Origin of the sequence: Cohnella soli, from assembly GCF_042655525.1 — a bacterium.
In the GTDB taxonomy this organism is placed as follows: Bacteria; Bacillota; Bacilli; order Paenibacillales; family Paenibacillaceae; genus Cohnella; species Cohnella soli.
In genome coordinates this window covers 551758-571399 of record NZ_JBHSMI010000025.1, presented here as the reverse complement: position 1 = coordinate 571399, position 19642 = coordinate 551758, and the positions used below count along the sequence as shown (strand labels likewise).

The window sequence follows — 19642 nt, the reverse complement described above, 5'->3', positions numbered from 1 at the left end:
TATGAGCGAATTTATGCGGAAATTAAAAGTACTGAAAGAAAACTACGTTCGACTTATCGATCGTTCGAATGTGCCGACGGTAAATAACAACGGCGTGTACACGAGATACGAATTTCCGGTGCTTACGAGCGCGCACGCGCCGATCTACTGGCGTTACGATCTCAATCCGGAGACGAATCCGCTGCTGTTGGAAAGACTCGGCGTCAACGCGACGTTTAACCCCGGCGCGATCGAACTGAACGGTAAAATCTACTTGATCGTTCGCGTTGAAGGCGTAGACCGCAAATCGTTTTTCGCCATCGCCGAGAGCGACAGTCCCGTAGACAACTTTAAGTTCTGGGAATACCCGGTGCTGCTTCCGGAAACCGATAACCCGGACACGAACGTTTACGATATGCGACTAACAAAACACGAGGACGGCTGGATCTACGGCGTGTTCTGCACCGAGCGCAAAGATCCGAACGCCCCGGCCGGCGACTTGTCGAGCGCGGTTGCGCAAGGCGGCATCGTTCGCACGAAAGACTTGAAGGCATGGGAGCGTCTCCCCGACTTGAAGACACCTTCCGCGCAGCAACGCAACGTCGTCCTTCATCCGGAGTTTGTCGACGGCAAATATGCGTTCTATACCCGTCCGCAAGACGGATTCATCGATGCGGGCTCCGGAGGCGGTATCGGCTGGGGTTTGTCTGAGAGCATGAACCCCGCCGTCATCGAACAAGAGACGATCGTGGATACTCGGTACTACCATACGATCAAAGAAGTAAAGAACGGCCAGGGCGCAGCGCCGATCAAGACGGACAAAGGATGGCTCCACATCGCCCACGGCGTTCGCAATACAGCTGCCGGCCTTCGATACGTGTTGTATATGTTTATGACGTCCCTCGAAGACCCAAGTCTCGTCATTCACGCCCCTGGCGGTCATCTGATCGCGCCGGAAGGCATCGAACGGGTCGGCGACGTATCCAACGTCGTGTTCTGTAACGGCGTCATCGCGAAAGAAAGCGGCGAAGTATACATCTATTACGCATCTTCGGACACGCGCATTCACGTCGCGGAGACGACGGTGGAGAAACTGGTCGATGCGTGCGTGAATACGCCGGAAGATCTTTTCCGTTCCCGGACTAGTGTCGAGCAGCGTTCCGCGCTTATCTCTGCGAACTTAAAGCTGATGGAAACGCCGGAGTTCGCTTTTCTAAAAGATTGAATGTCGCATAGTCGTGCATCGTCCGAAGGCCTTATAGCTTGTGGCTTATAAACACACATATTTGTTGCCAATCCGACCGATACTGAGCGAAGGGGATATCATACCGACGACTCGGTTTATCAGGAGGATGCGAAATGAAAGTAAATGGTCGTCCGTCAGGACGCAAAATCGCGCTGCTGCTCGCAGCGGGCATGCTGTTCGGTAGCGTAAGCGTGCATGCGGAGGAGAAAGAGAAACCTGCGAGCAGGCAAATCGCGGTCGTCATCGACGACTTCGGCAACGGGATGAAAGGAACGCCGCAAATGCTGGATTTGCCGATTAAGCTGACGGTCGCGGTTATGCCGTTTCTACCGACGACCAAAGCCGACGCGGAAGCGGCATTCCGTAAGGGACACGATGTTATCGTCCATATGCCGATGGAGCCGGTAAAAGGGCTCAAAAGCTGGCTCGGTCCGGGAGCGATTACGACGGATTTGAGCGACGAAGAAATTCGCCGTCGCGTCGAAGCGGCGATCGCCGAAGTACCGCATGCGATCGGCATGAACAATCATATGGGCTCGAAGGCAACGGCGGATGCGCGAGTGATGAAGGTTGTACTCCAAGTATGCAAGGAGAAAGGACTCTTTTTCCTCGATAGCCGCACATCGTTTAAGACGGTTGTACCGAAAGTCGCAGGCGAGCTTGGCGTGACTACATTGCGAAATGACGTATTCCTCGACGACGTCTATACGCACAGCCATGTCATGCATCAAATTTCAGTCGTTAAGAAATTTATCGAAAGCCACGATAAATGCATCGTCATCGGCCATGTCGGCTCCCCAGGCTTGTACACCTCGGGAGCGCTAAAACAGGCGATTCCGGAGCTGACCGGCAAAGCGACGTTCGTGCCGCTATCCCGCTTACTGCCATCGACGATGCCTGTTGCCGACGAACAAAATAAGCAATAAGGAAGAGGGGGCAACTGCCCCCTCTACTTCGTTTAAGGCACGAAACTGGCCGGGAGTCATGCCCACTTTGTGCTACTGCACCCGCTTGATCAGATTTCGCCGAATTAACGTTCCAGCAGATCACTATTGCACTCGCTAACTCGATTCGGGCTGGAATAATGTTCCTGCAGACCACTATTCCGCTCGCCAACCCGGTTTTCTCCGAAATAATGTTCCCGCGGATCACTATTCCGCTCTCCAACCCGATTTCGCCGAACTAACGTTCCCGCAGATCACTAATTCGCTCGCTAACTCGATTCAGGCTGGAATAATGTTCCTGCAGACCACTATTCCACTCGCCAACCCGGCTCTCGTTAAGGGCAAAATTGGCGATAGCCCAATATGCCGCTTGCGATGGCGGCGGCGAGCCGATTTTGCCCGGGAATGGAGGTGAGCATTTTCCGATCGCCGGCATCGCTCAGGAAAGCTGTTTCGACGATGACACTCGGCACTTTCACCCGATTCAGCAAATAAAATTGATCAGCCGCCTGGGGCAGTCTGAACACATTCTGTTGACGGTTCAAGCTGTCTTGAATGAAGCCGGCTAGCATCGCGCTGCGTCCTTCGCCTTGATGGATGACAAGGGGGCCGCGCTTGTTGCCTTTGGGCGACCAGTTCACGTGAATGCTAACGAACAAATCTGCGCCGACTTCGTCGGAGAGGCCATGACGTTGGGACAAGTCTTTCCGATGGCGGGAGCGCGTCATATGCCAGCGATTATCGTCGCTGAGCGCGTAATCGCCCGTTCGGTTCAAAATCACTTTGATGCCTTTGCTTCGAAGCAGCAAATACAGCTTCCGTGACACTTCCAGATTAATGTCTTTTTCCAGCACATCGTTCCAATGGGTTCCGCCGTCGATGCCGCCATGCCCGGCATCGATGAGCACGTCGGCCGTCGGCAGCGTATATTCGATTGGATGTTCAGGATCGATCGGCGTTTCTGTCCGCCAGGTCCATCCGGATGCCAGCAGCAATGCGAAGCTGAACAGGATAAGACGAGCAAGCCGTTTGGCATTCGGTAGTCTCGTCGGAGTATGAGGGAAGAACGGCGTTATTTTCAAGCGGCAATCCTCCTTCGGCGGAACGGCTTTCTCCGTCCGCACAGTTGTACTGTTATCGTGGCACAAATCGGACAACCTCATGCAAGCATGTCGAAAGGGCGATCCGGAAAGATTGAACGGGCTTCCGATCGGGCATAATACAAGCAAGGAGGAGGAACAAACGATGGATAGTTCCGAGTATATAAGATACGTGACGGAGAAAGTTGTCGGTTATATGGAGAAGACAGCGTCACCGCAAACGGCTGACGATGAAAAAGCGAAAGGGCATACGAGCAAAATCAGCCGCGAACCGTGGCTGACGAGATGGTTCGGGGTGGCGCCGCTCGGAGTGCAGGTATGGTGGACGGGGCGCGCCGATCGCAAAAATAAAACGCGCCAGGAAGCGGCGCGCGCGGTTGAGCCTTCGTCTTATCGATAAAAGAAGCCTCGATCGAGCATGGCCCCGATCGGAATGAAACGGTCGCCTTCCATGTCGATCGCCAAGTCCATCCGACCGTTCGACCAGCGCTGATAGCCGATGATCGGAACGGCATACAGCATGGCCTCGCCGAATGGTTCGGTTACATATCTTAAATGTTTGTTGCTATCAAGCCGCTTCTTTAACACAGCGGCGTCTTTGGCATTAAACGGGGTGTCTCCCGTTAACCAAGGGAGCTTTTCATAGGGATCGAATGGCTCGTTAAGCTTGAGAGAGGATATTTTCGCGCCGGTCGATGTTAGTTGGTATAACGATTTATTATCCGGGAACAACGAATGCCATGACCGTGCATCCAGCGGCAGTTGTTCCGCCGTCTTAGCGTCGAGCCAATACGTATCCTCGCCTACAGTCACTTCCCAGACCGCAGCGAAAGGGTGAATGTAATGTTTGACCGCTACGATCCCGGGAAGCTGTTCTGCGGTCGCAAGACCTCCGTCGATGAGCGAGCGCTTGAGAATGGTTTTGGAGAATAACGAGTACGGGCCGGTGCCGTATTCCCCTAATTGAAAGGTGCCATCGGTGACTGCATGTACGACCATATAACCGATATCTTTGCCTTGTTTGGAGAAAAGGACGAGCCAGCTGTGCGTGCCCGGACCGAGCGCTTCGATCTGCGGGTCGGTGCCTTGCCATGCCTTAAAAGGCGTCTGCTTCGATAGGACGGCGACCCATTCAGCCACTTGGCGTTCAAGCTTGGACGGAATCGGTGCTGTCGCCTGAACAGCGGCTACAGCAGGCGGGGGGACGGAAGCATGAGCGGAAGCGAAAGATGGTATGCAAGCAATAAGCATCGCGGCTGTTGCCATTAGCTTCGAGACGCGGATGCGGAAAGTACGCTGTCGATGAACGGACATAGGACCTCCTGCAAATCAAGTGATGGAGCGGCTCTCGCCCGCGCTGGCGGCATCGAAACCGATAGGCTCCGACGGCTTTCTGTGCGCGGGGCGCCGCGTCGCTTTATTGTAAAGGACAAGCTTTGCCGAATCTGTTGCTTCATGTCGGACGCATCGGGCCTGACAGGTTCTATTTTTGCCGATTAACGGCGGAACATCGAAGCTTACTACTTGCAGCTGTCATTCGATGCCGGGCAGATGAAAAATGCCGCAGTTGATGACGGAGAGCGTCACGCGAGGGCGATATTGCCAATCGATCTCGGCCTGCCTCTGCTCGTACCTGGCGGACACCGCCTCTTTCTGCGTCTGCTGATCGGGGTGGGTCATCGCTTCCAGCATCGGCTCGTAGTAGTGACGAATGCGGTCAAGCTCGTCTTGTCTTCGTTCCTCCGCATCAACCGCCCATGTGAAGTCTCCTACTCGCAGCTTCCTTTCTAATGTCAGTTCGAGCTGATTCATCGCCTTGCGAAGCGACAGACCGTTTCGAAGCAGATGCACGTTGGAAGGCAGCCGAGGCGTTAGCTTCTTCTCGGCCAGCGTCTCCATGAATTTCTCGTTAATGACACCTGTTGCTAGAGAAATGCCCCAACCGTACATCTCTTCCCTTTTCATATCGCACTCGTAACCGACTTTGAAGTTGGCGCCGAGCCAGGCGGTATAGGGACGGGAACCGAACGGATCGCCCTTGCCGCGCGGCGGTTCCTCGAACATCGTGACACAACGGCCCCATTGGCGGGCCGCTTCGAAAATTTGCAGTAGCCTGCGCGAGCCATAATAAGCATCTTCCTGAACAATTCGCCCTGACTCCGTTACGATGTAGGAAATCGGATTGGCTGCTGCTCTTTCCGCCATCGAAGGCGGTTCGAACGTCCAGCGGAACGTCATCGTCTCCGGTTCCGAGCCGGTGCGATCGACAAAACTCCAATAATATGGTCGGTTCGTGAGCGCCCGGTCCGCCTCGGGGGACAATTTGACCGTCACATATGCGGGGTTCTTCTCGAGAATGAGACAGCCGGTCGACTCGAGGTAACCCATGACGTATTTCTGAACTTGTTTGGCGTTCATGGCCGACTCTCCCGCTTCATGTGTTCCCTCGTCTGCAGCAGCGTGTCTCCGAGCCCGTCGATTTTTTGCCGCAGTTCGTTGCCATCCGCCGCTTCCAATACGAGTTGGGCTAATCTGCGTTCGAGAGACTCTTCTTTCTCGAACTGCTGGATAATTTCGTCAAGCTCGCCAATAACCAATTCAAACATATTGATTTTCTCATGGAGCAGGTGTACGATATGTTCTTCGATCGTTCCGAGCGTACATAGATTATAAATTTCGACGTCCCGCGTCTGGCCTAACCGGTGAACGCGCCCGATGCGCTGTTCGACCCGCATAGGGTTCCAAGGCAAATCGAAATTAATGACATGTCGACAGAATTGCAGATTGATGCCTTCGCCTCCGGCTTCGGTCGCGATCATCACTTGGGCTCGTCTGCGGAATAGATCCATCATCCAGTCTTTTTTGCCGCGGTTCATGCCTCCTCTGTATGGTACAGCCGTTATGTCGCGTTCCTGGAAAAATTTCAGTAAATATTCCTGCGTTGCCCGATATTCCGTGAACACGATCACTTTGTCGTCCATCGCACGAATGAGCTCAATCGTTTTCTCCGCTTTGGTGTTCGATTTGATGCTCTTGATCAGTTCGACGAGTTCCCAGATTCTGGCGCGGAGCGGGGAATCCTCAGTTGTCTTCTTGAACAGGTTGATCAGCGTCAGGAAAACCGCATCGCGACTCGAGCACACTTCTCGCTGTAACGTGACGAGAGAGAGCATGCTTGCCAGGTCAACTCCGCTCTCCGAGGACGCGTGTTTGCGAACATAATCGGTAACGCCTTCGTACAGCGCCATTTCTTCGGCAGACAACCGGAGCGGGACATTCGTAACGATACGTTTGGTGAACTCGACGCCGCCGTCACTGCGGCGATTGCGGATCATGACCTGGCCGAGCGTCTCATGAAGCTGAGCTTCATTCTTCGGGACCCGACGGTCAGCGACGAAATTGGCGGCAAAGTCGCCTTCTCCGCCGAGTTGTCCGGGCTTCAGCAGCGTAATCAGGTTATACAGCTCGGACAAGTCGTTCTGGACGGGCGTGGCGGTCAACAACAGGCAATATTTTTTGCGAAGCTCGTTAATGAAGTGGTAATTGCCGGTTTTTTTATTTTTTAACTTATGCGCTTCGTCGACAATAACAAGATCGAACTCTTCGTTCAGCAGCGTGTCCCGATGGGGCTCCCGCTTCGCCGTGTCGATGGACGCCACGACGATGTCGTTGTCCCACATGTACGTTTTGCGCTGCGCGACGGCCGGAATGTCGAACTTGCTGTTTAACTCGCGAACCCACTGCAGGACAAGGGAAGCGGGCACAAGGATTAGCACTTTTCGGGCGAGGCCGCGAATCAAATATTCTTTCAGGATGAGTCCGGCTTCGATCGTTTTTCCGAGACCGACTTCGTCAGCGAGAATCGCTCTGCCTCTCATCTCATGCAGCACCTTGCGTGCCGTCTCGACTTGATGGGGGAGAGGTTCGAAATGCGGCAGCACGGACAAGCACCGAAGCGCGTGAAAATCGGTCACGAGAGCCGACTCCTCGGATTCAAGCGCGAGTTGGTACATCGCCCAGTCGTCCCAAGGGCCATTCCGTTCAAGTCGGCGTTCCAGCTCATCGAAAGGGGAACGCTCGATATGCAAATCGACTAACGGGTGCAGCTTCCGCGGCGGGACGTCTGAGACGGGGCTGCCGAATGGTTTCATGTCCTGTTTCTCTGACAAAGGCTGAGCCCCCGCTTCCATCGGCGGCAATTCGGCTTGCGGCAGAGCGGCAGGCGAAACCGCACCGGTCGGCATACCGGCGGAAGAAGAGTGAGGGTGTGGGGTTGGCAACGGTTGCTCCTCCTCGTAATTCTAACGAGACTTTTTTGAAACACTTACTGTTAGTATGAGCAAACGCATCGTTTTCAAAACAAGATCCGCTTATGAATTGTGAACATGCTGTATGACCTATGGAAGCACCAGATGTGGTCATGTATAATGAATTACGCACACCATATCTTGTACGGTCTGATATTCAGAGCGTATTGCGGATCGGGCGATTTATCGTCTTCTATTTTCTTTTATTTCTTTCTTGGGAGGGTGTATCGCATTGAATACGATGCAGTCGAAACGGTTGGAAGGCCTCAGCGAGAAAATATTTCTGGACCGCTACGCGTGGAAGAACGCCGACTCGAGCCAGACGAAAGTCGGCGACGTCGTTCTCGTTCTAACGAAAGATGATCCGAAGTTCCCGGCTAAAGAAGTCGGAGAAGTCGTGAAGCGTGAAGGCGATACGGTTACGGTCAAGCTTCGCAACGGCGAGCTGGTGGAGTCTCACGTTGAGAAATTAACCCTTACGATTGAGAAAACGCCGGAAGACTTGTGGGCACGCCTTGCGAACGCAATGGCTTCCGTTGAAGATACGCCGGAGAAACAGAAAGCATGGTCGGAGAAGTTCCGCTGGCTATTAGACGATTGGAAGCTTGTGCCGGGCGGCCGTATCGCTGCCGGGGCAGGCGCGAGCGAAGAATTGACGCTGTTTAACTGCTACGTTATCCCGTCCCCTCATGATAGCCGCGGAGGCATTATGCAGACGCTGTCCGAGATGACAGAGATTATGGCTCGCGGAGGCGGCGTCGGCATTAACTTGTCTTCGCTTCGTCCTCGCCGTTCGATCGTCAAAGGCGTGAACGGTTCGTCTAGCGGCGCCGTATCGTGGGGCGGCTTATTCAGTTACACGACCGGCCTGATCGAGCAAGGCGGCAGCCGTCGCGGCGCGCTCATGTTGATGATCAACGATTGGCACCCGGACGTGCAGGACTTTATTACGGTCAAGCAGACGATGGGCCAAGTGACGAATGCGAATTTGTCCGTCTGCGTCAGCAACGCGTTTATGAAAGCCGTAAAAGAAGATAAGGACTGGGATCTCGTATTCCCGGATTCGAAAGATATCGACTATGATGCGTTGTGGGACGGCGACCTGGAGAAATGGAAGCAACGCGGCAAAGCTGTCGTTCACTATCGTACCGTACGCGCACGCGACGTGTGGAATAGCATTATCGAAGGCGCGTGGAAATCGGCCGAGCCGGGCGTCGTCTTTATGGAATACTACAACCAGATGTCGAACAGCTGGTATTTTAACCCGATTATTTGTACGAATCCGTGCGGTGAACAAGGATTGCCGGCGTGGGGCGTGTGCAACTTGTCCGCCATTAATCTGTCCAAGTTCTATGATGAAGAGAAACACGACGTCGCGTGGGACGAACTGTCCAAAGTCGTTCGCTATTCGACGCGTTTTTTGGACAATGTCATCGACAAGACGCCTTACCATTTCCCCGAGAATGAGAAAAACCAACAGAACGAGCGTCGTGTCGGCCTCGGAACAATGGGACTTGCCGAGCTGATGATCCGTCTCGAAGTTCGTTACGGCAGCCCGGAAAGCCTGGAATTCCTAGACAAGCTGTACGGCTTCATGGCTCGCGAGGCGTATCTCGCTTCGACCGAGATCGCGGCGGAGAAAGGCTCGTTCCCCGCGTTCGAAGCGGAACCGTTCCTGCAATCCGGCTTTATGAAAAATATGGTCGGGACATATCCGGAAGTCGGAGAAGCGGTGAAAAAGCGCGGTATGCGCAACGTTACCGTCATTACCCAAGCACCGACAGGTTCTACGGGCACGATGGTTGGCACGTCGACGGGCATCGAACCCTATTTCGCGTTCGAATTTTTCCGTCAAAGCCGTCTCGGCTTCGACAAGCAGTTCGTACCGATTGCGCAGGAGTGGAAGGACTCGCACCCGGGCGAAGATTTGCCGGCATGGTTCGTGACTTCGATGGATTTGTCCGCGAAGGATCACATTCGCGTGCAAGCGGCGATCCAGCGCTGGGTCGACAGCTCGATCTCCAAGACGGCGAACTGCCCGAACGACTTTACGGTCGAAGAAACTGCGGAATTGTACGAGCTCGCGTTCGAACTCGGTTGCAAAGGCGTCACGATCTACCGCGACGGCAGCCGCGACGTTCAAGTGCTGAGCACGGCGAAAGACGAGAAGAAGACGGAAGCGAAAGCGGAGGCAGATGTTTCTTCGCCAGCTGCAACATCGGCAGTCGCAACGCCTGCAGAGACGCTAAACGCATCGCTTAACGTGTCTGTGACTCCGGAGCAGAAAGCGACGTTCGATAAGCAATACAAGAGCCGGCCGAAAATTCTTCGCGGCGCGACGTACAAATACAATACGCCGTTCGGCATGGCGTATATTACGGTGAACGATATTGACGGCACGCCGGGGGAAATTTTCCTGAACGTCGGCAAAGCCGGCTCCGACGTGTTCGCGATGGCGGAAGCGCTGGGTCGCGTCTGCTCGTTGTTCCTCCGGTACGGCGACCATGGCAACAAAGTGGAGCTGCTCGTCAAGCACCTGAAAGGCATCGGAGGTTCCGGCGCCGTCGGCTTCGGTCCGAACCGCGTCGAGTCGATCGCGGACGCGGTCGCCCAAGCGCTCGAAGCACACGCTGGCCTCGGCGATGAAGGACACGAACACGCTGCAGCGGCCGAAACGCCGATCGTAACGGAGAAAACGAAAGTTCCGTACACGTCGAAAGACTTGTGCCCTTCCTGCGGCTCGGCATCGCTGCTGAACGTGGAAGGTTGCAAAACTTGCGGGAATTGTGGTTATAGCAAGTGCAGCTAACTAATGTAAAAGTGTAGATGAATTTTAATGTCGTCCGTCCGTCTGGAACCAGTAGTAAAGAAAATCCCGATGATGATTTAAGGTCATCGGGATATTTTTCATGCATCTTATCCTAAAAAATGAACAATCGTCACAATACATACCGGGATACGTTGAAGGTCCAGTTATTATACTCTTGATGTAAAATTAAATGACGGTATGAAAATTCGAAAATCCGCGAGGGAATTGTTTCACAATTAACTAATCGATCGATCGGATAGCTATTGAATTTGGCTTCCGCCATCAAGCCAACCTGATTTCAAACCATTTCGCAGGTTAACAGCCTTTTACATCGCTGCTCCTCATGGTAATATCGATTCGCGATAAAAGAAAGCGCTTATCCTGCGGTTGGCGTAAAATAAAGGTTATTCATTGGCAGTTTGTTTCGGGAATGAGGGACGGACTTTGTTCAGAGCGCTTGATAAGAAAATGAAGGCCATTTTACTATCATTTATTCTAGTGTACGTTATCTTATCCAGCGTTCTCGTCTTTCGAACGATCGAGAACCGAAGCTCGGAAATGCAACGCCAGCTTTCGCTCCAATATACGGGTCAACAACATAAGAACGCGCAGCTTTTCATGAAATGGATGGAGGAAATGGCGAATCTGGTGACCAGCAATTCAGCCGTACAGGACTCGCTCTCGAGCAATGAATACGACAATACGATCCCTCCGATTTTGGACGGCATGATTTCATCTAACCTTTATATATTGGATATGGTTATATACGGAAACGGCGGCAATGTATACGCATCAAGCAACGTATCGGCGAATCTTTCTTTAAGCGAATTAGATGAGGTTTCAGAATACGCCGAATTTCTCGACTCCGATCTGACTTCCGAATGGACGGTTCAAGCTCCGGGATCGCTCGTATACAAGAACACGGACCCGCGCAGAAAACTTCTCTATATCGCGAAGATCGCCGATAAGAAGAAACAAACGGCGGGCCTGCTCCTGATGACAGTGGATCTTAAGAAAATGAACAGTTTCTATCATGCCGACGATCCGGATCTCTATGGCCGGCATCCCACGTTTATTCTGACGCATGATCATTCGATCGTAAACGCGAGCGGCTTGCAACAAGAGCCGTCTAGCCCCGTATGGGAAACGCTGCGGCAATCGTCGCCCGGCGAAGAAATGGAGATCAGGCAGACGGAAGACGGCATCGCGCTTCTTTACCGTCTGTACCACTCCGAAGATCGCATGGCGATTCTCATTTCGGGCGATGCGATTAAAAGCGAGCTCAGACTGTTGAGAAATACGTTAATCGCGGTAGGCGTTTTTATATTGATCTTGTTCTTCGTGCTGATCCAATGGCTATCGCGAAGTATTCTGGATCCGCTAAAGGAATTATACAAAAAGATGCGCAAGCCTCATGAAATTTGACCGGATTCCAACCGAATCCGAACAAGGGCGGTCGTGCCGACTCCGGGTTCGCTTGTAATGGTCAGGCCGCATTCCGCTCCGTACTCGAGCTTAATGCGTTCGTCAACGTTCCTTAGGCCGTATCCGCTTTGAAATAATACGTTTTTGCTGTTGCTTTGGATATTGTCTTTACTCCTGAAACCGACTCCGTCGTCTGTGATTTCAAAGATAAGGTAATCTTCTTCCTGCCAGTTTCTAATCCGAATAAGCCCTTTTCCTTGTTTCTCGCTCATTCCGTGCTTGATGGCGTTTTCGACTAAGGGCTGCAGGATCAGCTTCAAAATCCGAATTTTGCGCAGCGGTTCCGGTATGTCGTAGATGACGTCGAATTTATCGGGAAAACGCATGAGCTCCACCGTCACGAAACTTTGAACGAGCCGGATTTCATCCTCGACGGGGATATGCTTGTCCCCTTTATGCAAGCTGATTCTGAAAAAGGTTGCCAGAGCGGAAATCATTCGTTCGATCTCCGGCTGTTTCTTCAAACGGGCCGTCCACGTAATGGCGTCTAGCGTATTGTACAGAAAATGCGGATTGATTTGCGATTGCAGCGCGGTGAGTTCCATGACGCGCTGTTTTTCTTTTTCTTCATCGTTTTCGTGGATAAGATTATTGATTCGGTCGATCATCGCGTAATAGCTGTTTTCCAGCTCGCTGATTTCGTCGCTGGATTGCTTGCGGTCGATCATCAGCTTGAGTCCGGATTTGCCGATCGCGCCCAGCTTTTTCGTCAGATTGAAGACAGGCTCCGTCATTTTGGCGGCTAAGTAAAAAGACAGGACGAGCAGGCCGATAAACGTCGACAAGGCGAGAAACAGCGCATAGCGATTTCCTTCATCGATAGCCCCGAATAATTGGGGACGGGATACGACGGAGACGAGCTTCCAATCGACGCCGAATCGGTTAAGTCGGTCGCTTAAGGAATACGTGCTTAGTACATATTCCTGACGGTTCAAAGAAACGTTCCGATATCCGGCCTTTTTGCCGGGATGAAACGCATCGGATTCCAGCAGCGTGTTTCCTACGATCCGCTTGTCCGGGTGGGAGATAACTTCGTTGTTTACCGAGGCGAGATAGGAATATCCGATCCCCTCGAAAGCCGATTTATAAAGATTAAACAAAGAGTTTTCCTTCACGTACACGAGAATTATTCCGATATTTTGCCCCGTGTTGAAATTCCGGTATTTCTGACCGAAAACAATATACGCGTTCCCAGCGGAATCGTGCTTCACTTTTCCGACGACGGGCAGTACGGATTGGTTCACTTTCGAGATGAGGAGGTCGTCGGGGTCTTCGAAAATATTGTCGTCCGCAACGTATCTATAGCGGGCTCCTTCTTTCGTTATGACCACGATATCTCCGATTAGTTCGTTTTTGGCAATTATGCCGTCCATCAAGGAACGGATACGCGACTTTTTATCCTTTTCCCCGATAGACGAATCGCCGATGATCCGGTAAATATCGGAGTTGACGAGAAATCGGAGGGAAAGCATTTGAATATCGTCCACGATTAATTCTAGGCTCAGCCCGATCTCCTTCTGGATGTTGCCGATATGATTGTAGAGATTGTTTTTCAGATACGTATGGGCGTAAATGTTGAAGACGCCCAGCATGAGAATAAGGTGCAGGGTAAGGCCGAACACGATGACAAAGGTGATTCGGGCTCTTATGTTTAATTTCCGCAGGATAGACGAGCGACTGTTCGGATCTTGTTTAGGTTTGATTTTTAGCATATTCGCTCGGGGACATTCCGGTCATTTTCCGGAAAATTTGGCTGAAATATTTGGAATCGCCGAATCCAACCTTTAATCCGACCTCATAAACGCGATAGGAAGAATGGCGAAGCAATCTTTTGGCCTCATCGATGCGGTATTCTGTCAAACATTCATAGAAAGTTTTGTTTAAGTCTTTCCGGAACAAATGCATGAGATGAGTGGCGCTGACATGAACCTGCTCGGCAACCCTGTCCGCGGTAATATTGTCGGCGTAATGGAGCCTGATATAAGCGAGCGCGTCCCGGACTTCGCGACGGGCCCCCGTTTTTTCCTCTTCGGAATCGAACAAGACGCCTCCCAAGCCGGAAATCGATTTGCGCGCCGCTTCGCGCGATTTCACGACTGCCGCGTAAATGCCGGCATAGGGGTCGGATGCGACGGAGAAGCCCGCAGTCGCTTGGAGACCGGAACATCCTTTTAGCTCCTCGACGAGCGCATGGCCGAAAGCATACATGGTCGACACGATATCGGAGGGGGGGGATTTTGAATTCAAATCCAAGATTAAAGTCCACTCCGTGGCAGCGCTTCGCGAAACCGCGACGGCTAATAGACGATGGTCGTTCGCGACTTGACGGATTCGTTGTTCGATAGCGGACCATTTGGATGAATCAGCGAGATCCGTTGCCGTAAGCGCGTCCGGAAAGACGGAAATGACGGACACGACAAGCTTATCTTCAGGCGGGATTGAAATTTGCAACCAGTCGTACTTCTCCCGGATCGTTTCGGGATCGGAAATTCGTCCGTAAAATAAATCAAGCCAAAATTGCGAGGAGATGGCGTTTTCTTCCTCTTTGAGCTTTTGAAACTGCATACGATCGGTTTCTTTCGCGATTGTCAGCATGCCCACTTTAACTACGGCGTCGGCCAATTCTTCTATGTTAACCGGCTTAAGCAAATAATTGGACGCTCCATGGCGCAAGGCTTCCTGCGCGTATTGAAACTCGTCGTAACCGCTAAGCACGATGACGCCGCAATGCAAGTTATGTTCTTTGATCTTCTCTAAAAACTCTAAGCCGTTCATATACGGCATACGTACGTCGGTTACGATGATATCCGGACGATGAAGCAACGCCAGATCCAAGCCTTCTAAGCCATTGCTGGCATCTCCGATAATTTCCACTCCATAGTCGGCCCAATCGATGGTTTCGCGAATGCCCGTCCGTACCAGATATTCGTCATCGACGATAAGCGCTTTCAACACGGTGTCCGACTCCTCTTCAGCCAATTGATGACTTCGATGTTCATTATAATCTATCGCCCCATTCTCGTCAGTTCCATTTGGCGTTCCGACAGAATAATCCACTCTTTCGCAGGATAGCAACCTACTTCCGGCTCTTTTTCCTGTGCTACGATGAGCTCGTGAACGAAGTCGTAACGAAGGAGCTGGTATCGCCGCGATGAGCTGTCCATATGCGGTTGTTGAATATGTTGAGCGATTGATGCAAGAAAAAGTAACTCCGTGCTATTCCCTAGCTGTTGCCTATCGGGGCAAAACTTACGAAGCTTACGGAGGAACGGTCCTTACCTCTGACGGAACCAAAGTGGTCGCGGGGCCCGATGTCCCCTTTAACGTCGGCTCGGTGACCAAAATCATAACCTCGTCTCTTGCCGTCAAGTTAGCGGAGAAGGGGTTAATCTCGTTGGATGATCCCGTTTCCAAATACGTCCCGGCCTATAGATACCCGCATACCATCCTGCAATTAATGCTGCATACGGCTGGGTTCGCGCCTCCGGAATCGCTTCAATGGCCTGCGAACGAACAGTTGGATTCGTATAAGCAACGCATATACGATCATCCGGTATCCGAAGTCGCGGATCGAAGCGCGGTGTATTATACGCAAGGGTACACGATTCTGATGGATATTTTGGAGATTGCAAGCGGGTCGAGCCTGGGCGATCTTGGAAGCCGGTATATCTTCGAGCCTATGGAGATGTCCAATACGACGATCGAAACAAGCGGTTGGATGCCCGGCACTTATACTTTGCCTTATGATAACGGCAACAATGGGCCTGTTAATGAGTTGGAAGGACTGGCGGTTACCGGAGACAGCGGTTTGTACTCTACGGCGGCGGATTTGCTTCGATTCGGGCGGATGTTGCTTGCGGACGGACGGTATGAAGGAAAGCAGTTGTTCTCCGAGGCGGCCGCCAAGCTGTTGAAACGAGAGGTAACGAATCACCGGTTCAATAAAACGCCGGCGATGTGGGTGAAAGGCGAACGCGATCTCTACGGGTGCTTCGGGGACTTCATGACGCCATCGGCGATGGGACATCCCGGATTCAGCGGCTGCATGCTGGCGATAGATCCGGGATTCGACTTTGTCGGCGCATTCGTTACGAATAGCCAGAAGATTCATGCGGATTGGTCGTACTATAGGAAGCTATGGAATGTTGCGATTAGCGGTTCGGATCGAGTTTGACTTCCGAGAGGAGAAATTCTTGTATGCAAGAGATCAATTTGAGTTCATTGGATTGGCGCGTAAAAGGATTCTGGCCATGGGTGCCGATCAAAGGGACAAGCATGGAGCTCGGGCAGGAGCTGTTGGGAGTGACGGACTGGCTGCCGGCAACCGTGCCTGGAGGCGTACATTACGACCTATATCAAGCGGGTATCATCGCGAATCCTTATCAAAATCTGAACAGCTTGAACTGCGAGTGGGTCGAGAACCGCTGGTGGCTGTACCGAACCGTCGTCGAACGTCCGGAACGGACTGGCTGCCGAATCGAGCTAGCATTCAAGGGACTTGATTACGAAGCGGCCGTGTATGCGAACCAAACGCTGCTGGGCGAACACAAAGGCATGTTCCATGAAGCGGCATACGACGTCACGGCGTTAATGAACGAACATGAGCGATTGGAAATATCGGTGCTTCTCAAGCATGCTCCCGATGAGATGGCTCAAATCGGCAAAACTTCGGAAACTTTCACGCAGAAAAGCCGGTTTAACTACAAATGGGATTTCTCCACGCGTCTAGTCAATATCGGAATATGGGACGATGTCGTCTTGCGCTTGCACAATGCTTATTCGATCGGAGAAGTCTATTTGAGCTCGGATGTCCGGGGGCTTGGATCTTCGGAGGCGAATTCGGTTACCGGCATTATTCGCATGAAGGCAGACGTTCGGAAACAGGATCCCTGTAACGAAGATAGAATTCCTTTAATGCTTCTCGTGGACTGCCGCGATCCAGAAGGCCGCGATGTCGCGAGCCATACGGTAGTCGTTCGGGAGGGTGGTACGGCGGAAGCGGAGCTTAAGGTTCCAAATCCGCAGCTATGGTACCCTAACGGATACGGGTTTCAACCGCTTTACCAAGTGAACGTTAGGTTGCAATCGTCTGAGGGGGTCATTTTGGACGAGAGAACGTTCGCAACGGGTATCCGAAAATTGGAATATAGACGGAACGATGACAGTCCCGAGGATGCGTTGCCTTATACCGTGATCATCAATAACAAAAGAATCTACATTCGCGGCGTCAACATGACTCCGTTGGATCATTTGTACGGCAATGTGACGAATGAGCAGTATTCCTGGATGGTTCGGCTAATGCGGCAAGGCAACATGAATATGGTTAGGATATGGGGCGGGGGCCTCATCGAGAAAACGAAATTTTACGAGCTATGCGACGCAAACGGGATCATGATCTGGCAAGAGTTCATTCAATCGAGTTCCGGTGTGGATAATATTCCGTCCAAGCGGCCCGAGTTTCTGGAATTGCTGGAGCAAACGGCCCGAGCGGCGTTGGCCGATCGCCGCAATCATGTTTCTTTAACGGTATGGAGCGGCGGCAACGAATTGATGAGCGAGCCGAACAAGCCTTCGAACGACGGAGACGCGAATCTGGCGATGCTCAAGGCGCTTGTGGCGGAATACGATCCCGGGCGACTCTTTCTGCCGACCTCCGCATCCGGCCCCGTGGAGTACATTACGGACGATAAAGAGATTGGGCACGATGTGCATGGGCATTGGAAATACATGAACAACCCTGAACACTACCGTCTCTACGGGGAGAACGACAACCTCTTTCATAGCGAGTTCGGGGTGGACGGTCTAAGCCGGGTGAAAAGCCTGCATAAATTTCTGAGCGAACCGCATCGTGATCCCGTTTCCATGCAGGCGAGCATGGTTTGGCGTCATCACGGGGAATGGTGGGATACGCTGGCCCGCGATGATTCGTTATTCGGCCCGATGGAAGACTTGGCCGTCTTCTCCGAATGCAGCCAATGGGTTCAAGCCGAAGGGCTCAGATTCATCTTGGAGGCGAACCGCCGCCGCAAATTCCACAACAGCGGCAGCATCGTCTGGCAATTGAACGAGCCGTGGCCGAACGTCTCGTGTACGAATTTGGTCGACTACTTCGGGGAAACCAAGATGGCATATTATTGGACCAAACAGGCATTCGCGCCGTTGCATGTTTCGATGGATTACCGGAAATTGAATGTGGAGCCGGGCGAGCGGGTTCAACGCGACGTGTACGTGCATGCCCATGATGCGGGAATCAACGTGCAAGTTACCGCCGAGGTTCTCGACTTCTTGGGAAATCTTCTTCATAGCGCTAAGTTCGAGGCATTAACGGTTGAGGATAAAGCGCTATGCGTCGGGCAATTGAACTTCTGTATTCCTTCCGCGTTAGTCGGTCTGCTGATCGTCAGACTTCGATATCGGTCGAATCTCGGCGAAGGGGAAACCCACCCTTATTTCTTCTCGGCCGATTCGGGACCCGTCTATCGATCCGCGTTAAATATAGCAGGCGCGAAGCTTCAAGTTCGGAAAGAGCAAATCGGGCAGCGATCAACTCTAACGGGGATGATCGAAAGCCTATTTACCGTAACAAATAGCGGAACCGAAGCGGCATTGCACGTTCACGCGGAAGAATTGACGAACGGTTATTGGATGGAAAGCGACGATCAATATTTCACGTTGCTTCCCGGCGAGATGAGAAAAGTCGCCGTCAGGTGTTTCAAGAAGAACGGTGGAGGTTTTCTGACGGCCGATTCGATAGAAGGATCCGCTCCCGAAGCCGATCCGGAGATCGTATTTCGCTGTTTCCCTAAATACAACGTCATGGAAAGGAAGCCAACATGAGCGAAAACGCAAGTACGGGAACTTATACTCCCAAGCGGAAAAAATCAAGCTTAATTATGTATTGGATGAAGGAATGGTCTTCCTGGCTGTTGATCATCCCCACGCTGTTGTTTTTCTTTTTCTTTTCCTGGCAGCCGCTATTGTCCGGTGTATGGCTATCCTTTTTCAAAACGAAGGGATTTAAAGCCGAAGGATTCAACGGACTGCAAAACTATATCGACGTCGTTACGAATTCGGTCTTCCAGCAAACGCTGATCAACACGTTCGTGTACGTGCTATGGTCTCTCGTCATCGGATTCGTCTTCCCGATCGTCGTTGCCGTGATGATCAACGAAATGCGGCACTTTAAATCGTTTTTCCGGTTTTCGGCCTTTTTTCCGAGCATGATTCCGGGAATCGCCGCCTCCTTGTTATGGATGTTTCTATTCGAGCCCAGCGAGAACGGCATGATCAATCGGATTCTGGGCAGTGTCGGGATACAGCCGCTAGGATGGCTGCAGGACCCGAATCTTACGATCGTCACCATTATTCTTACGATTACTTGGAGAAACTTCGGGGCGACTACGCTTCTGTATTTGGCCAGCCTGCAAGGAGTCAACAACGACTTATATGAAGCCGCATCTATGGACGGAGCAGGCATATGGAGCAAATTCCGGAATATCACGCTTCCGCAGGTTGCGCCTTTGATCGGTTTGACCCTCATTTTGCAAGTAAGCGGCGTGTTTCAAATTTTTAACGAACCGCTCGTCCTGACCGAAGGCGGACCGAATAATGCCTCTATGACGCTGCAACTGCAAAGCTACTTCTATGCATTCCGTTATTTCGAAGCGGGCCACTCGGCAGCGCTTGGCGTCATTACGTTCTTGATCCTCATGGTGATGACGATTTACTATTTCAGGCTGCAGAAAAAATGGGATAGGGAGTAGGGAACGAGT

Annotated in this window: 14 protein-coding genes; 8 read left to right on the top strand and 6 right to left on the bottom strand. The window is 52.1% G+C overall.

The genetic code is table 11. From position 1 onward, the window contains the following. Position 1: 1 nt before the first annotated feature. A complete protein-coding gene (locus ACFPOF_RS15525) occupies positions 2 to 1204 on the top strand; it encodes a glycoside hydrolase family 130 protein (RefSeq protein ID WP_378134158.1) in 1203 nt (400 codons plus the stop codon). A gap of 134 nt (positions 1205 to 1338) precedes the next feature. Beyond that, complete coding sequence (locus tag ACFPOF_RS15520) at positions 1339 to 2151, top strand: divergent polysaccharide deacetylase family protein (RefSeq protein WP_378134156.1); 813 nt, start codon at positions 1339 to 1341, stop codon at positions 2149 to 2151. Positions 2152 to 2504: 353 nt separating this feature from the next. Here the strand turns inward: ACFPOF_RS15520 and ACFPOF_RS15515 are convergent, their stop codons facing one another. Then, positions 2505 to 3251 (bottom strand): N-acetylmuramoyl-L-alanine amidase family protein, encoded by a 747-nt coding sequence (locus ACFPOF_RS15515; RefSeq protein ID WP_378134154.1) that lies wholly within the window; start codon positions 3249 to 3251, stop codon positions 2505 to 2507. A 163-nt stretch (positions 3252 to 3414) separates the two neighbouring features. Here ACFPOF_RS15515 and ACFPOF_RS15510 point away from each other — a divergent pair, with 163 nt between their 5' ends. Beyond that, positions 3415 to 3669 (top strand): YqzE family protein, encoded by a 255-nt coding sequence (locus ACFPOF_RS15510; protein ID WP_378134152.1) that lies wholly within the window; start codon positions 3415 to 3417, stop codon positions 3667 to 3669. On the opposite strand, the gene ACFPOF_RS15505 is transcribed toward ACFPOF_RS15510, so the two are convergent. From ACFPOF_RS15505 to ACFPOF_RS15495, 3 genes are all read right to left on the bottom strand, one after another. Next, complete coding sequence (locus ACFPOF_RS15505) at positions 3660 to 4583, bottom strand: hypothetical protein (RefSeq protein ID WP_378134150.1); 924 nt, start codon at positions 4581 to 4583, stop codon at positions 3660 to 3662. The two genes, ACFPOF_RS15510 and ACFPOF_RS15505, sit on opposite strands and share 10 nt — an antisense overlap. A 219-nt stretch (positions 4584 to 4802) precedes the next feature. Continuing rightward, positions 4803 to 5687, bottom strand: coding sequence for a YqhG family protein (locus ACFPOF_RS15500; RefSeq protein WP_378134148.1), 885 nt, complete (start codon positions 5685 to 5687; stop codon positions 4803 to 4805). Then, the gene (locus ACFPOF_RS15495; RefSeq protein ID WP_378134432.1) at positions 5684 to 7420 is read right to left on the bottom strand and encodes a DEAD/DEAH box helicase; all 1737 of its coding nucleotides are present in this window, start codon (positions 7418 to 7420) and stop codon (positions 5684 to 5686) included. The genes ACFPOF_RS15500 and ACFPOF_RS15495 overlap by 4 nt, the downstream gene beginning before the upstream one ends. Before the next feature lie 397 nt (positions 7421 to 7817). Here ACFPOF_RS15495 and ACFPOF_RS15490 point away from each other — a divergent pair, with 397 nt between their 5' ends. Both ACFPOF_RS15490 and ACFPOF_RS15485 read left to right on the top strand, forming a co-directional pair. After that, positions 7818 to 10385, top strand: coding sequence for an adenosylcobalamin-dependent ribonucleoside-diphosphate reductase (locus ACFPOF_RS15490; protein WP_378134430.1), 2568 nt, complete (start codon positions 7818 to 7820; stop codon positions 10383 to 10385). Positions 10386 to 10829: 444 nt separating this feature from the next. Next, complete coding sequence (locus ACFPOF_RS15485) at positions 10830 to 11810, top strand: cache domain-containing protein (protein ID WP_378134146.1); 981 nt, start codon at positions 10830 to 10832, stop codon at positions 11808 to 11810. Here the strand turns inward: ACFPOF_RS15485 and ACFPOF_RS15480 are convergent. Beyond that, the gene (locus tag ACFPOF_RS15480; protein WP_378134144.1) at positions 11798 to 13582 is read right to left on the bottom strand and encodes a sensor histidine kinase; all 1785 of its coding nucleotides are present in this window, start codon (positions 13580 to 13582) and stop codon (positions 11798 to 11800) included. The genes ACFPOF_RS15485 and ACFPOF_RS15480 overlap by 13 nt on opposite strands. After that, positions 13563 to 14825 carry a response regulator transcription factor gene (locus ACFPOF_RS15475; protein WP_378134142.1) on the bottom strand — a complete coding sequence of 421 codons (1263 nt, stop codon included), beginning with the start codon at positions 14823 to 14825 and terminating at the stop codon, positions 13563 to 13565. The genes ACFPOF_RS15480 and ACFPOF_RS15475 overlap by 20 nt, the downstream gene beginning before the upstream one ends. 196 nt (positions 14826 to 15021) lie before the next feature. Between ACFPOF_RS15475 and ACFPOF_RS15470 the strand changes: the two genes are divergently transcribed. The 3 genes from ACFPOF_RS15470 to ACFPOF_RS15460 are packed head-to-tail and all read left to right on the top strand — an operon-like array spanning position 15022 to position 19633. After that, positions 15022 to 16044: a serine hydrolase domain-containing protein gene (locus ACFPOF_RS15470; RefSeq protein ID WP_378134140.1), complete on the top strand. Its 1023-nt coding sequence runs from the start codon at positions 15022 to 15024 to the stop codon at positions 16042 to 16044. A 23-nt stretch (positions 16045 to 16067) separates the two neighbouring features. After that, complete coding sequence (locus ACFPOF_RS15465) at positions 16068 to 18707, top strand: glycoside hydrolase family 2 protein (protein ID WP_378134138.1); 2640 nt, start codon at positions 16068 to 16070, stop codon at positions 18705 to 18707. Beyond that, positions 18704 to 19633 carry a carbohydrate ABC transporter permease gene (locus tag ACFPOF_RS15460; protein WP_378134136.1) on the top strand — a complete coding sequence of 310 codons (930 nt, stop codon included), beginning with the start codon at positions 18704 to 18706 and terminating at the stop codon, positions 19631 to 19633. Before ACFPOF_RS15465 ends, ACFPOF_RS15460 begins: the two co-directional genes overlap by 4 nt. The last annotated feature ends 9 nt before the right edge of the window (positions 19634 to 19642 follow it).

Excerpts from the sequence above, each read along its gene's own strand:
- ACFPOF_RS15500 (WP_378134148.1), bottom strand. The coding sequence starts at position 5,687 with ATGAACGCCAAACAAGTTCAGAAATACGTCATGGGTTACCTCGAGTCG.
- ACFPOF_RS15510 (WP_378134152.1), top strand. The coding sequence starts at position 3,415 with ATGGATAGTTCCGAGTATATAAGATACGTGACGGAGAAAGTTGTCGGT.
- ACFPOF_RS15495 (WP_378134432.1), bottom strand. The coding sequence starts at position 7,420 with ATGAAACCATTCGGCAGCCCCGTCTCAGACGTCCCGCCGCGGAAGCTG.
- ACFPOF_RS15470 (WP_378134140.1), top strand. The coding sequence starts at position 15,022 with ATGAGCTGTCCATATGCGGTTGTTGAATATGTTGAGCGATTGATGCAA.
- ACFPOF_RS15505 (WP_378134150.1), bottom strand. The coding sequence starts at position 4,583 with ATGTCCGTTCATCGACAGCGTACTTTCCGCATCCGCGTCTCGAAGCTA.
- ACFPOF_RS15490 (WP_378134430.1), top strand. The coding sequence starts at position 7,818 with ATGCAGTCGAAACGGTTGGAAGGCCTCAGCGAGAAAATATTTCTGGAC.
- ACFPOF_RS15525 (WP_378134158.1), top strand. The coding sequence starts at position 2 with ATGAGCGAATTTATGCGGAAATTAAAAGTACTGAAAGAAAACTACGTT.
- ACFPOF_RS15520 (WP_378134156.1), top strand. The coding sequence starts at position 1,339 with ATGAAAGTAAATGGTCGTCCGTCAGGACGCAAAATCGCGCTGCTGCTC.
- ACFPOF_RS15465 (WP_378134138.1), top strand. The coding sequence starts at position 16,068 with ATGCAAGAGATCAATTTGAGTTCATTGGATTGGCGCGTAAAAGGATTC.
- ACFPOF_RS15480 (WP_378134144.1), bottom strand. The coding sequence starts at position 13,582 with ATGCTAAAAATCAAACCTAAACAAGATCCGAACAGTCGCTCGTCTATC.
- ACFPOF_RS15460 (WP_378134136.1), top strand. The coding sequence starts at position 18,704 with ATGAGCGAAAACGCAAGTACGGGAACTTATACTCCCAAGCGGAAAAAA.